This is a genomic window from Flavobacterium difficile (assembly GCF_011392115.1).
Classification (GTDB): domain Bacteria; phylum Bacteroidota; class Bacteroidia; order Flavobacteriales; family Flavobacteriaceae; genus Flavobacterium; species Flavobacterium difficile.
In genome coordinates, this window is record NZ_JAAJBT010000002.1 from 532,167 (window position 1) to 545,083 (window position 12,917).

General features: G+C 30.6%; 15 protein-coding genes. All 15 read left to right on the forward strand.

Translation table 11 applies throughout. From position 1 onward, the window contains the following. Positions 1-107 precede the first annotated feature (107 nt). Positions 108-701 carry a DUF6088 family protein gene (locus G4D72_RS05360; RefSeq protein ID WP_166076592.1) on the forward strand — a complete coding sequence of 198 codons (594 nt, stop codon included), beginning with the start codon at positions 108-110 and terminating at the stop codon, positions 699-701. Then, complete coding sequence (locus G4D72_RS05365; protein ID WP_166076594.1) at positions 702-1,739, forward strand: nucleotidyl transferase AbiEii/AbiGii toxin family protein; 1,038 nt, start codon at positions 702-704, stop codon at positions 1,737-1,739. Positions 1,740-2,326: 587 nt separating this feature from the next. Continuing rightward, complete coding sequence (locus G4D72_RS05370) at positions 2,327-2,752, forward strand: endonuclease domain-containing protein (protein ID WP_166076595.1); 426 nt, start codon at positions 2,327-2,329, stop codon at positions 2,750-2,752. Positions 2,753-3,289: 537 nt separating this feature from the next. Further along, the gene (locus G4D72_RS05375) at positions 3,290-3,430 is read left to right on the forward strand and encodes a hypothetical protein (RefSeq protein ID WP_166076596.1); all 141 of its coding nucleotides are present in this window, start codon (positions 3,290-3,292) and stop codon (positions 3,428-3,430) included. 417 nt (positions 3,431-3,847) lie between these two features. Further along, positions 3,848-4,423, forward strand: a complete 576-nt coding sequence (locus G4D72_RS05380) for a TerD family protein (RefSeq protein ID WP_166076597.1) — start codon at positions 3,848-3,850, stop codon at positions 4,421-4,423. Further along, positions 4,424-5,110 (forward strand): HAD family hydrolase, encoded by a 687-nt coding sequence (locus G4D72_RS05385; protein ID WP_207784863.1) that lies wholly within the window; start codon positions 4,424-4,426, stop codon positions 5,108-5,110. A gap of 4 nt (positions 5,111-5,114) precedes the next feature. Then, the gene (locus G4D72_RS05390) at positions 5,115-5,921 is read left to right on the forward strand and encodes a phosphoribosyltransferase family protein (RefSeq protein ID WP_166076598.1); all 807 of its coding nucleotides are present in this window, start codon (positions 5,115-5,117) and stop codon (positions 5,919-5,921) included. A gap of 2 nt (positions 5,922-5,923) precedes the next feature. Continuing rightward, positions 5,924-6,478, forward strand: coding sequence for a TerD family protein (locus G4D72_RS05395; RefSeq protein WP_166076599.1), 555 nt, complete (start codon positions 5,924-5,926; stop codon positions 6,476-6,478). A gap of 15 nt (positions 6,479-6,493) precedes the next feature. Next, positions 6,494-7,105, forward strand: a complete 612-nt coding sequence (locus tag G4D72_RS05400) for a TerD family protein (RefSeq protein ID WP_166076600.1) — start codon at positions 6,494-6,496, stop codon at positions 7,103-7,105. Position 7,106: 1 nt separating this feature from the next. Then, on the forward strand, positions 7,107-7,745 hold the full coding sequence (locus G4D72_RS05405; protein WP_166076601.1) for a vWA domain-containing protein: 639 nt from the start codon (positions 7,107-7,109) through the stop codon (positions 7,743-7,745). Between the two features lie 9 nt (positions 7,746-7,754). Continuing rightward, positions 7,755-7,913, forward strand: coding sequence for a hypothetical protein (locus G4D72_RS05410; protein WP_166076602.1), 159 nt, complete (start codon positions 7,755-7,757; stop codon positions 7,911-7,913). A gap of 2 nt (positions 7,914-7,915) precedes the next feature. Further along, on the forward strand, positions 7,916-8,551 hold the full coding sequence (locus tag G4D72_RS05415; protein ID WP_166076603.1) for a vWA domain-containing protein: 636 nt from the start codon (positions 7,916-7,918) through the stop codon (positions 8,549-8,551). Between the two features lie 252 nt (positions 8,552-8,803). After that, on the forward strand, positions 8,804-9,850 hold the full coding sequence (locus G4D72_RS05425; protein ID WP_166076605.1) for a TerY-C metal binding domain-containing protein: 1,047 nt from the start codon (positions 8,804-8,806) through the stop codon (positions 9,848-9,850). 1 nt (position 9,851) lies between these two features. Next, positions 9,852-11,378 (forward strand): protein phosphatase 2C domain-containing protein, encoded by a 1,527-nt coding sequence (locus G4D72_RS05430; protein ID WP_235922452.1) that lies wholly within the window; start codon positions 9,852-9,854, stop codon positions 11,376-11,378. A gap of 15 nt (positions 11,379-11,393) precedes the next feature. After that, complete coding sequence (locus G4D72_RS05435) at positions 11,394-12,902, forward strand: helix-hairpin-helix domain-containing protein (RefSeq protein ID WP_166076606.1); 1,509 nt, start codon at positions 11,394-11,396, stop codon at positions 12,900-12,902. The last annotated feature ends 15 nt before the right edge of the window (positions 12,903-12,917 follow it).

Sequence of the window (12,917 nt, forward strand, 5' to 3'; positions counted from 1 at the left end):
AAAGCATTAAAAAGCCAACAGGGGTTCGCAAATGAAAGAAATGCAATTGATAGTATATTTTGTAACAAATTTAGCATATATTTGTTACAACTTTTAAAGCTAAAGTAATGAAAAGTGTTGAGGCTAAGATAGCAGAAAAAATAAAAAAAATTCCAAAAGGAAAACTAATATTTCCAGAGGATTTTCAGGAGTTAGGAACTTCTGAGGCAGTACGGTTAGCATTACATCGATTAGAAAAAGAAACTACCATTACAAGAGTAGCACAAGGAATATATGTTCGACCAAAAACCAGTAAATACATTGGTAAACTAACACCCTCCGCTGAAGAAGTCGCAGAAGCCATCGCAAAAAGAGATAGAATAAGAACACTTCCAACAGGTTCATACGCACTAAATGCATTGGGGTTGAGTACACAAGTGCCTATGAAAATTGTATTACTTACAGACGGTTCTCCAAGAGAAATAAAGGTAGGTAAACGTACCATTAAGTTTAAAAAAACCACACCCAAAAACCTTTCGGCAAAAGGAGCTATTAGTAAATTAGTCATTCAAGCACTCAAAGAAATTGGACTAAACAACCAAACGCCTACAGAAGAAGAAAGAATAATAGAATTATTAAAAAAAGAAGATCCAAAAAATCTAATACACGACATTAAAATCGCACCAGTTTGGATTCAAAAAATAATGCAAAAAGCACTATAAATGACAAAAATAAATTTCTTATCGATACCAAATCCCGACAAAAAAGTCATTTACCAACAACTAAGCGATGAATCAAAAATTCCACCTTTTGCCGTAGAAAAAGATTGGTGGGTAGTCCAAATATTGGCTACTATTTTTGAAATGCCAATAGGTAAACATTTAGTATTCAAAGGCGGAACATCACTAAGCAAATCATGGAATCTGATAAGTCGTTTTTCAGAAGATGTAGATTTAGCCATTGACCCAAAATTTCTTGGTTTTGAAGGCGAACTAAAAAAGAAAGACATTACAGCCTTACGTAAAGCAGCAAATCAATACATATCAAATACATTCTATCCAGAGCTAATACAAAAAATGATAGAAAAAGGATTCACAAATCTAAACTGGGACATAATAAACACCCAAGAATCCGACCAAGATCCAAAAATAATACTAATGTATTATCCTAACGTAATTGAATCCGTTGGGTACATACAACCAAAAGTCCAAATCGAAATAGGCTGTCGTTCCTTGAGAGAACCACAAAAAATAGCAGAATTTAATGCTTTAGTAGACGAATATTATCCTAATACAAATTTTGCAATGCCAAGTATAAAAGTTCCTACAGTGGTCCCTGAAAGAACATTTTTGGAAAAAATATTTTTATTACACGAAGAATTTAGCAAACCAACACAAGCCATAAGAATAGAAAGATTAAGCCGACACTTATACGATATCTATCAATTATCAAAAACCGAAATAAAACAAAAAGCTTTAAACGATAACGAATTATACGAGACCATAGTCAATCACAGACACAATTTTACCCGAATCAGCAAAGTAGATTACAACAAGCATCAACCTCAAACTATAAATCCAATTCCACCAACAGAAGTTATAAAAGAATGGGAAGCAGATTATAATACCATGTTGACAGAGATGATTTATGACGAAGCTCCAACATTTCAAAAATTAATTGATGAAATAGCACAATTAAAAACAGAAATAAACAACTTAAATTGGAAAATGAAAACAGAATTTCCATTGCCAAAATCATAATAGCTTGTTATAATGGAAAATTAAGTACGTTTTAATCGTTTTAGTGGAAAATAATTGTCTTAATAGCTACATTTATTCGTTTTAATGGAAAATTTTTGATTAAAAGCTATGTTTTTTAGTCAACATCTTTAAACCCATTAAAACAAATAATAATTTTTGCAGATAGTAGAATAGGAACGCTTCGCTGAAGTAGTTTCACCCACCCAGTCCAACGCTCTACACTGAATTACTGGTATTTTGTCCATTTTTAGCACTTGTTTTATCCCAGTAAGTCAAATAAAAAAAGACACTTTGGTTTTCATAAAAGAAGAAAAAAACATTCCGTTTTTAAGGTACGTCTCTTGAAAATGGGGTAAGCTCACTAATAAAGAGGAAAAAACACCCCACCCTACGGGCACCCCTCTTAAAAAGAGGGGAAGTTGGAACGGTAATTTTACACAATACTTCCACTCCTCGGAGGGTTGCCTGAAAGGCGGTGTGGAAAATGTTCCGGAAGGGTGCCAAGGTTTTTAATCGGTGAAAAAAAACACCCCGGCTTACAACCACCCCTCTTAAAAAGAGGGGAAAATTATAAGTAAAAAACTAAAATGAAAACAGAAATAGTAACACATATAAACGGCAATCCTATTTTCAGAAGAAATATACCCATTCTGCCAGCCAATCAAGCATTGCGAAGTAGGGCTCGGGCACTACGAAAAGCTGGCGTTTTATCGGAGGTTATTTTCTGGAGACAAGTTCGTGCTAGAAGTTTTTGGAATATCGATTTTGACAGGCAACGAATTATTGGAAATTTTATTGTCGATTTTTATGTAAAATCCTTAGGATTAATTATTGAAGTTGATGGCTCTAGTCATAATGATAATGAAGATTATGATGCAATGAGAGAAGAATTTCTAATTAATCAGGGATTGAATGTTTATAGAATTTCTGATTTTAGAGTAAAACAAGATCTAGATAATGTAATGAAAGAATTAGAAAATTATATTATAGCAAATTATGGCGTATCAGAGTAAAAAAGACACTTTGGTTTTCATAAAAGAAGAAAAAACATTCCGTTTTTAAGGTACGTCTCTTGAAAATGGGGTAAGCTCACTAATAAAGAGGAAAAAACACCCCACCCTACGGGCACCCCTCTTAAAAAGAGGGGAAGTAAGAACGGTAATTTTACACAATACTTCCACTCCTCGAAGGGGTGCCTGAAAGGCGGGGTGGAAAATACTCCGTAGAAGTGTTCGTAGAGCGAAGAGGAAAATGTATATCAACATTTTGCCGTGAAATAACATAGTAAATGTTGATAAATGTTGATATAAAATATAAAAAACAAGAAACGCACCACTAAAAACTATAAAATTATGAACGAAATTATATGTCCCCATTGTCATTAAGCCTTTAAAGTAGATGAAGCCGGTTATGCCGATATTCTGAAACAAGTTCGCGACCATCAGTTTGAAGAGGAACTTCAAAATCGGTTATCTTTAGCAGAAAAAGACAAATAAAGTGCTATACTAATTGCAGAAGCTCAAGTTCGTGAAGTTTTACTAGAACAGTTGATGCAAAAGGTTACTGCCATCGCCTTAAAAGTAACATCTAGTCAAGAGACGACAAGAATACTGAGTCAACAAACTAAAATTCCGGTAGGAAAATTTCTTTTAGATTCGCATCCTTCTGATGCAATGGAACTTATTTACTAAACTACTCAGTAAACGATAAACATCACTTTTTTCACCTCAATAAGTATATTTCCAGAAGAAAAAAAAGTTAATTGATTAAATTAATCAAAATATAGGTTAAGAATAATATAATTTTCTCATTTCTACAGTTATTTTAAACGTAAACATTTTTACTTTATTACCTTGATTTAATTGATAATTCTATTCCATTCCAAATAGATTCTAATCTTTTACATCGAATTAAAATTAAAATTTTTATTGATTTTACGGATTTCCGTAAAATCATTTTTTTTTTATATGGTAGTTTTGAAAAGTAGAACTTGTTTAAGATTTGACGGGGATATATAAAAACACACAGTTATTACATTATAATTGGATTACGATATTAGATGAAAAACAATTCTCACGATACTAAAATTTTTACATTATTTTTTTAATATGGCAATTAATTTACAAAAAGGGCAAAAAATTGATATTGGATTATCAAAAATTACCATTGGTTTAGGATGGGATCCTAATGAGGGTACGGGTCATGATTTTGACTTAGATGCTTCAGCAATTATGATAGATGAAAATAGAAAATTACTTGGAGAAGAGTATTTTATTTTTTACAATAATTTGAATTCACCCGATGGTTCGCTGACTCATACAGGAGATGATCCAACTGGAGGAAATAGCGATGGTGATGATGATGAAGCAATTAAAGTTGACTTAAATAAGGTTCATGAAAGAGTTCAAGAAATTTTGTTTGTAGTAACAATTGAAGATTTTGAAAGAAGAAAACAGAATTTCGGTCAAGTTAGAAACTCATACATAAGAATTGTTGACGATGCTTCTAATACCGAAATTGCAAAATATGAATTAGACGAAGATTTTTCAATTGAAACAGGTGTAGAGTTTGGTAGACTTTACAAGCGAAATGGACAGTGGAAATTTGAAGCTTCTGGAATTGGATATAAAGCGGATTTAGGATACTTTTTGGAAAAATATTATTCAGGTCAAATAATTAAATAATTGGAAATAATAAAGTCAATAGATTTTTTAGTCGGACTTGGTTATAAACATATTTCATTTGATTTATGGTTGACATTGATTAAATCAAATCCAAATTATAAATCGAAGAGAAATCAATTATTTAAAGATTTTTTTGAAATAGAGTATAACATTGAAATAGTATCTCAAAAAGTTAGATACTATGATGTTGTTTGTAATTCCATCAATGAAAAGACTGGAAAAAATATAGATACAGATGAGATTTATCTTTTAATATTGAGTTCATTAGGTTATGATTTAAACAAATTGAACCGAAAAATGTTAGAGGAGTTTTATAAAGAATCGGAAAAGATTTTTTTTGAAAATGAACCAATGTTTATTAATAGTAATACACATCAAATTTTTAACGATTTAAAAAATAATGGTATAACTATGAATGTTTTGAGTAATACAGGTTTCATTAAAGGAAAAACCTTAAGGTTGTTATTAGATAAAAATAATTTAGGTGGTTTTTTTGACTTTCAGATTTATTCTGATGAGTGTAATTATTCAAAACCTAATATTGAAATTTTCAACTTAGTTTATGATAGAATAGCGATTAAAAATAGTTTTTCTAAAAGCCAAGTTCTCCACATAGGTGATAATTTGATAGCAGATTGTGATGGAGCAAAAGCTTTCGGATTTTCAACTTTACATTTTAAAAATTGACAAATTGAATAAATCATATAGTTTACATAAAATAACTTCCAAAAGTAATTTAACCTTTAATCCTTCTGATTATAGTTGGTTTAAATTTGGTGATAAAGACTTTGCTAAAAAATTTGCTAAAGAACTTTTCGATGGATTTATAATTAGTAACAGTAAAAAAATACTTGAACAAAATGAAATTATTATTTTGCCAAGTCCATATTTATCTATACCAACTGCTTCCAATTTTTTGTGTTTTTATTTTAAAGAATTTCTAAACAAATTTCTATTTGAAAATAATAAAAAAGCAGCTATTGAATCAAAAATTTACAGAAATCAAACATATGTTACAGATTATGGGAATCTTGATTTTGAAGATAGAGTTAAATTAATTTCAAATGACACCTATTATATAGACAAAGAATTTATAAATGGGAAATTTTGTCTTTTTTTAGATGATATTAAAATCACTGGTAGTCATGAGCATACAGTGAACAAAATCCTAAGTCAATATAATGTAAAAGGAGACTTTTACTTTCTTTATTTCGCTGAATTAGTAAACAAAGACATACATCCAAATATAGAAAATTACTTTAATTATTTCTCAGTAAAAGGTATTGAAGAAATTATTGATGTAGTTAACAGAGACAACTTTCAATTCAATACTCGAATTGTAAAGTATATTTTAAATTTAAATGAGGATGAATTAACGCTTTTGTTGAATAGTATAAATTCTCTCAGAAGAGAAGAGTTATTCCTATTATCAATTAGTAACAATTATCATCAAATAAGAGAATACAATAAAAATTTGACAACTATAAAAACAATTTAAAAATGGCAATTAATTTACAAAAAGGGCAAAGAGAAAATATTAACTCTCCTAGATTTACAATTGGACTTGGATGGGATACAAATGAATCTTCAACAGGGCAAGGTTTTGACTTAGATGCATCGGTATTTGTGTTAGGCGAAAACAAAAAATTACTTTCTGATGGTCATTTCATTTTTTACAACAATTTGAGCTCACCAGATGGTGCTGTGGTTCATACAGGTGATAATTTAACTGGAGATGGAGATGGAGATGACGAACAAGTAAATGTTGACCTTGGTAAAATTGACAATAATGCATCTGAAATATGTTTAGTTGTAACTATTCATGATGCTGAGGTTAGAAAGCAAAATTTTGGTCAAGTAAGAAATTCGTTCATTAGAATATTTGATACAAATACTAATCAAGAAATTTTAAAGTATGAATTAGATGAAGATTTCTCAATTGAAACAGCTGTTGAGTTTGGAAGAATATACAAGAGAAACAATGAATGGAAATTTGAAGCAGTTGGTATGGGAATGAAAGGTGGATTACAAGATTATTTAAACAAGTATAACTAATATAAAACAATAAAAATGGCAATTAATTTAACAAAAGGTCAAAAAATTGATTTAAGAAAAAATTCAGGAGATTCACTAACAAATATTTGTGTTGGTGTTAATTGGGGTGCAATTGAAAAAAAAGGATTTTGGGGCAATACTAAGTTTGAATCAGTAGATTTAGATGCAAGCTGTATTACTTTTGATGATAACAAGAATCCGTTAGAGGTTATTTATTTTGGTAATTTAAAATCTGAAAATGGATCAATTAAGCATAGTGGTGATGATTTGGTTGGGGATACAGGTGGCGATGATGGATTGGATAATGAGATTATCTCTGTTGATTTGACTAAAATAAATCCAAACGTTTCTAAAATAGCATTTGTATTAAATAGTTTTAAAGGGCAGGATTTTAAAATTATTCCATTCGCATCCATTCGCATCTATGAGGGAACCCCAACTAGGGTAAATGAAGTTTTTGCAACTTATGATATTGCAAATGACCCTACTTTTAGTGGTAAAGTTTCTATGGTATTAGGAATATTTTACAAGAGAAATGGTGAGTGGAAATTTAATGCTGTTGGTGAGCCTACAAATGATAGAGATTTAAAAGCTACAATTTTTTCAGTAATATCTAAATATCTATAAAATGAGAAGATTACCAGTTTATTTATTGTTAGACACATCAGGTTCTATGAGTGGAGAACCTATTGAGGCCGTTAAAAATGGTGTTCAAGTAATGATTTCTTCACTAAGACAAAACCCACAAGCTATTGAAACAGCTTTTATTAGTGTTATTACTTTTGATAGTGTTGCACAACAAATTATTCCTTTGACTGATTTAGCTTCCTTTCAAATGGTAGATATTAAAGCAATAGGAGTTACCGCTTTAGGTGATGCGTTGAAACTAGTTTCAAATAAAATCGATAATGAGGTGGCAAAAACTACTATGGAACAAAAGGGTGATTGGAAGCCTTTAGTTTTCATAATGACAGATGGTATTCCTACAGATGATTGGCAATCAGGTTTAAACGAGTTTAAGCAACGTAAAACCGCTTTTACAGTAGCATGTGCGGCTGGTAGTGGTGCAGATACAAATATCTTAAAACAAATTACAGAAAATGTGGTTAGTTTAGATACAGCTGATAGTGCTAGTATTGGAAAATTTTTCCAATGGGTAACAGCTTCAATCGGTGTTTCCTCAACAAAAGTTGAAGATAGTGGAAAAGACGTTACTGGTCTTAATGAATTACCTCCACCTCCTGCAGAATTAAACATTGTTGTATAAAAGTTAGTTATGTCAAAATTTGGTTTTTCATTTTCACTTTTAAGGTTATTAGGCATAACAGGTATGAAACAAAGTTTTGCTAGAAAAACTGGTGTGCCTACAACAAAAGGTGGCTTGGAAAGAAAGTTAGGAAATATGTTAATTCGTTCGATATTTAGAAGAAAATAAAAATGAGAAGATTACCAGTTTACTTTTTATTAGATACTTCAGGTTCCATGTATGGAGAACCTATTCATGCTTTAAATAATGCGCTTAGTGGTATGATAAATACACTAAGACAAGATCCACAGGCATTAGATTCGCTTTGGATTAGTATTATCACTTTTGATCGTGATGTTAATGAAGTTTGTCCGCTAACTGAATTAGCAATGTTTCAATTACCTGAGATAACTTGTCCGCAAAGTGGTCCTACCCATACAGGAAAGGCTTTGGAACTACTTTACACTAAAGTGCAATCAGACATAAAAAAGAGCACAGAAAATCAAAAGGGTGACTGGAAACCATTACTTTTTTTGTTCACTGATGGTAAACCATCCGACATTCAATTATATAATGAAATTGCACCTAAAGTGAGAAACTTGAATTTTGGTGCTATTGTGGCATGTGCTGCTGGTAATTTAGCAGATGATTCAAAATTAAAAGTACTTACTGATGATGTTGTACATCTGGATAATGCGGATAGTGCTACATTAAAACAATTCTTTAAATGGGTTTCTGAAACTATTGAACAAGGAAACAAGAGTCAAGGAACAGGTGAAAGTGTTGCATTACCACCGCCACCAAGTGAAATAACATTAGTAATATGATGAAAATAATTCCAATTGTATTAAATATTCTAATTATAGGGTTGTTTTTATATTCAAAATTATTGCCTTATAAAGATAAATTGAATCCTCAGTACAAAAAAATTTTTGACTTTTTCAATAGTTTATTTACTCCAATTTTTAATTTTCTAAAAAATATTATAAAACCATTTCAAGTTGGTTTTGGATTGTTTGTAGATATGTCACAAATTGTTTTATTAATTATTTTTCTACTACTTTTAAATTTGATTTAACATGAGAAAACTACCAATATACTTTTTAATAGATGTTTCCGAATCAATGGTTGGAGAACAAATCCAATTTGTAGAAGATGGAATGGCAACAATTATTAAAGCAATAAAACAAGACCCACATGCAATTGAAACCGTATGGGTGTCAATAATTGTTTTTGCAGGTCAAGCAAAAACGCTTGTACCATTACAAGAAATTGTAAGTTTCTATCCACCTAAATTTCCAATTGGCGGAGGAACTTCTCTAGGCAAAGGTCTAGGTCATTTAATGTACGAATTAAGAAAAAATACTGTAAAAACAACTTTCGAGCAAAAAGGAGATTGGAGACCAATCGTATTTTTGTTTACAGATGGCTTTCCAACTGATGATTCCAAAGAAGCTATTAATGAATGGAAACAAAATTGGGCTAAAACTGCTAATTTAGTTGCGGTTTCTTTTGGAGATGAAACAGATACAAAACTTTTGAGCGAATTAACCGAAAATGTATTGCATTTCAAAAACTCAACTGAAGAAGATTATAAAAAATTCTTCAAATGGATTACCGACTCAATTAAAACAAGTAGTGTAAGTGTTGAAAGAAATGCTTCAGGTTTTGAATTAGCAGAAATGGATGGGAATACCCTTTCTAAAATTGACCTAACAAAACAACCTACTCCAAATTTATACGTTGATAATAATTATGTGGTTTTGTCGGCTAAGTGCCAAAATTCAAAACGTCCTTATTTGATGAAATATAGAAAACACATACAACCCTCGGGTTTTACAGGTCTTGAAACAAGATCTTATAGATTGGTTGGTGGTTTTCAAATAGATAACTCATATTTCGAACTCTCTGATTACTCACAAATCAATGCAAAAATAAATAGTGATGAATTAATGGGAGCTCCTTCATGTCCTTGTTGTGGAAATCAATTTGGTTTTGCAATGTGCCAATGTGGTAAAATTCATTGTATTGGTGACGAGGAAGTTAGTATTTGTCCTTGGTGTGGAAATCAAGGAACATATACTTCAGGAGAAGGAGGATTCGATGTTAATAGAACTTTAGGTTAAAATGTCATATACAAAAGACTATATAGAAAAACTTTTTACTGGAAACAATATTGCTTTAAATCAAAAGAATAAAGAAATATTTGAAAAGTTTATAATTGATGAAGAAATAATACAATCGGTTGAATTAATTTCTAACCAACAAAAAAGCATTATGGAAAATTGGAAAATTAGAGAAAGTATTAATGATATTATAAATAATCAATTTCAAATTCCAAATGGAACGGTTGGAAAAAGTTATGATTATAAACTTGATTTTATCCAATTAAATTGGAGCAACATTATTTTCTCTGAATTTGAAGGTTTGGATGAAATGGGTTTGTCTTATGATAAAGATGAAGAGCGAATTTTTGGAACTCCTACAGCTATTGGTGATTTCAAAATAAAATTGAAATTTAGATTAAAAGGGGAAAATGAAAATAGTACGTTGAATGAAAAAACAATAAATCTAATTATTAATGCTGACCCTAAATCACTTTGGCAAAATAAAGAGAGTGATAAAACAGATAGATTTTGGAAGGAAGATAATGTTAATGTATTTGATAAATTAGGAACAAAGAATATAGTAGTTTCATCTAAAAGAGGTCGTTCTCATGCAAATGTAGGTTCATTTCGTGATGATGATTTTGCCTTTCAACATTTTGAAAAAACAGGTTGGAATGTTGTGGCAGTTTCAGATGGAGCAGGTAGTGCAAAAAATTCTCGTAAAGGTTCTGAAGTAGCTTGTAATGAGGTTGTTAATTTTTTTGAAGTTAATTTTAATAATGAAATTGTTGCTGATTTTGACCAACTAATTTTAAATCATTACAACGATATCAATAGTAATCCTGCAGTTGTAGAACCATCAATTGAAGAAAATAATGTTACTGAAACATTAACTGATGCTGATATTGAAACTAACGATAATACAGAAATAGTTATAGATGTTGAGGTTAAAGAATCAAACCAGGTTCAAATAAGTAAATTTATTTACAATCAATTAGGAGGTTGTGTTAAACACGTTTACAATAAATTAGAAGAATTCTCAAATAAAAATGAGTTTCCAATAAAAGAATTACACAGTACATTAATCTTTTCGTTATTTAAAAAATATGACTTTGGTTATGTTGTACTTTCATTTGGTGTTGGTGATTGCCCAATTGCAGTAATAAACAAAGATCTTACGGAATTCAAATTATTAAATTGGTTAGACGTGGGTGAATTTGGTGGTGGAACTAGATTTATTACAATGCCTGAGATTTTTACAAGCGATAAATTTTATACTCGCTTTGCATTAAAAATTATTGATGATTTTTCATATTTGATGTTAATGACTGATGGAATTTACGATGCAAAATTTGTGGTTGAGGCTAATCTTGAAAAATTAGAAAAATGGAAAGAATTCATTGAAGACCTACAAGGTAATAATGAAGATAATGCAAAAGTGGTTTTTGAGGAATCCAATACCGAAATTGCAAACCAACTTTCAACTTGGATGGATTTTTGGAGTCCAGGAAATCATGATGATAGAACTTTAGCTATTGTATTTTAATTAAAATTTTAATAAATGTCGACTATAACAGTTAAATCAATTCTTAACGGTGCTTCTTATCAATATGTTGATACAGGAGAACCTAAAAGTGGTACTGCAAAAAACGTATATTTTAGTCCCGACAAAAAATACGTAGTGGCTATTTTTAAAGAAAAACAAGATTTTAATCAACTTGATCGATTAAAAAGAATTGCTAGTGTTCAATTAGAAAGAATAAAAAAAATGGACGGTGGTGATTTCTTTTTAGATGAAATTTTTAGATGGCCAACAGATGTTATTGAATACAATGGCAAAACAGGAATTATTGTTCCTATTTATAAATCAAACTATTTTTTTAAAAAAGGTTATAGTTCTCAAGATTTGATAAAAGGGGAGGAAAAAAACGGAAAATGGTTTGCGGGTGCAAAATTTAGAAACAAACAATTTCCATTAAGTTTAGACAATTCAGAATTAGGGAATTGGTTGAACTACTTTCAAATTTGTGTGAACATATGTAGAGGTGTAAAAAAATTACATCAAATGGGGTTAGCTCACTCTGATTTATCTTATAATAATGTACTTGTTGACCCAATAAATAAATCTGCTGTTATTATTGATTTGGATGGTATGGTTGTCCCTGGTGTTTATCCAGCTGAGGTAATAGGTACAGCTGATTTTATTGCGCCTGAAGTTTTGGCAACTAAACATTTGAGTATTACTGATCCTAATAGAAAATTACCCAATATTAGAACGGATTTACATGCTCTACCTGTATTAATTTACATGTTTTTACTTCATAGACATCCATTAAAAGGAGGTAAAGTTCACGATTTAGACACAGAAAAAGATGACTTATTATCTATGGGAGAAAAGGCTTTGTTTATTGAACATCCTAGAGACAAGAGTAATCGACCAAAAATGAATCAGGTTTCTAAATGGGATCAGTATTGGTCAGATATAGATAAATTGCCATATACAATTACTGGACCCTATTTGAAACCACTTTTTGATAAAGCATTTATAGATGGTTTGCATAACCCTATGGCTAGACCAACTGCAGAGGAATGGGAAACAGCATTGCTTAAGACTTCCGACCTTGTACAAACATGTGGCAATAGTTCTTGTGAACAAAAATGGTATGTTTTTGATAATACGAATACCCCTAAATGCCCATTTTGTGGTACAAAGCATCAAGGAACATTACCTGTTTTGGACTTCTATTCGCAATTTAAAGAGGGCGTTTGGAAACCTGAAAACCATCGTTTAATGGTCTATAACAACCAATACTTGTTCCAATGGCATGTAAATAAAAATATCATTAGAAATGAAAGATTAACAGCTGCTCAAAAAGTACCTGTTGGCTATTTCACTTTTCACAATAACAAATGGGTTTTTGTAAATCAAAAATTAACGTCTTTAGTGGACAAAACAGAAAACATTGACATTCCAATTGGTGGAATGTTGGAATTAGCAGATGGAAAACAAATATTGCTTTCTAAAGAAGAAGGCGGTAGAGTAATGTTAATTACTTTAGCAAATAAATAAAAAATTCAATAACTC

What these genes read in the sequence shown, in the direction of transcription:
- G4D72_RS05400 (WP_166076600.1), top strand. Translation starts at nt 6,494, where the DNA reads ATGGCAATTAATTTAACAAAAGGTCAAAAAATTGATTTAAGAAAAAAT.
- G4D72_RS05365 (WP_166076594.1), top strand. Translation starts at nt 702, where the DNA reads ATGACAAAAATAAATTTCTTATCGATACCAAATCCCGACAAAAAAGTC.
- G4D72_RS05435 (WP_166076606.1), top strand. Translation starts at nt 11,394, where the DNA reads ATGTCGACTATAACAGTTAAATCAATTCTTAACGGTGCTTCTTATCAA.
- G4D72_RS05370 (WP_166076595.1), top strand. Translation starts at nt 2,327, where the DNA reads ATGAAAACAGAAATAGTAACACATATAAACGGCAATCCTATTTTCAGA.
- G4D72_RS05430 (WP_235922452.1), top strand. Translation starts at nt 9,852, where the DNA reads ATGTCATATACAAAAGACTATATAGAAAAACTTTTTACTGGAAACAAT.
- G4D72_RS05375 (WP_166076596.1), top strand. Translation starts at nt 3,290, where the DNA reads ATGCAAAAGGTTACTGCCATCGCCTTAAAAGTAACATCTAGTCAAGAG.
- G4D72_RS05415 (WP_166076603.1), top strand. Translation starts at nt 7,916, where the DNA reads ATGAGAAGATTACCAGTTTACTTTTTATTAGATACTTCAGGTTCCATG.
- G4D72_RS05405 (WP_166076601.1), top strand. Translation starts at nt 7,107, where the DNA reads ATGAGAAGATTACCAGTTTATTTATTGTTAGACACATCAGGTTCTATG.
- G4D72_RS05395 (WP_166076599.1), top strand. Translation starts at nt 5,924, where the DNA reads ATGGCAATTAATTTACAAAAAGGGCAAAGAGAAAATATTAACTCTCCT.
- G4D72_RS05380 (WP_166076597.1), top strand. Translation starts at nt 3,848, where the DNA reads ATGGCAATTAATTTACAAAAAGGGCAAAAAATTGATATTGGATTATCA.
- G4D72_RS05410 (WP_166076602.1), top strand. Translation starts at nt 7,755, where the DNA reads ATGTCAAAATTTGGTTTTTCATTTTCACTTTTAAGGTTATTAGGCATA.
- G4D72_RS05360 (WP_166076592.1), top strand. Translation starts at nt 108, where the DNA reads ATGAAAAGTGTTGAGGCTAAGATAGCAGAAAAAATAAAAAAAATTCCA.
- G4D72_RS05425 (WP_166076605.1), top strand. Translation starts at nt 8,804, where the DNA reads ATGAGAAAACTACCAATATACTTTTTAATAGATGTTTCCGAATCAATG.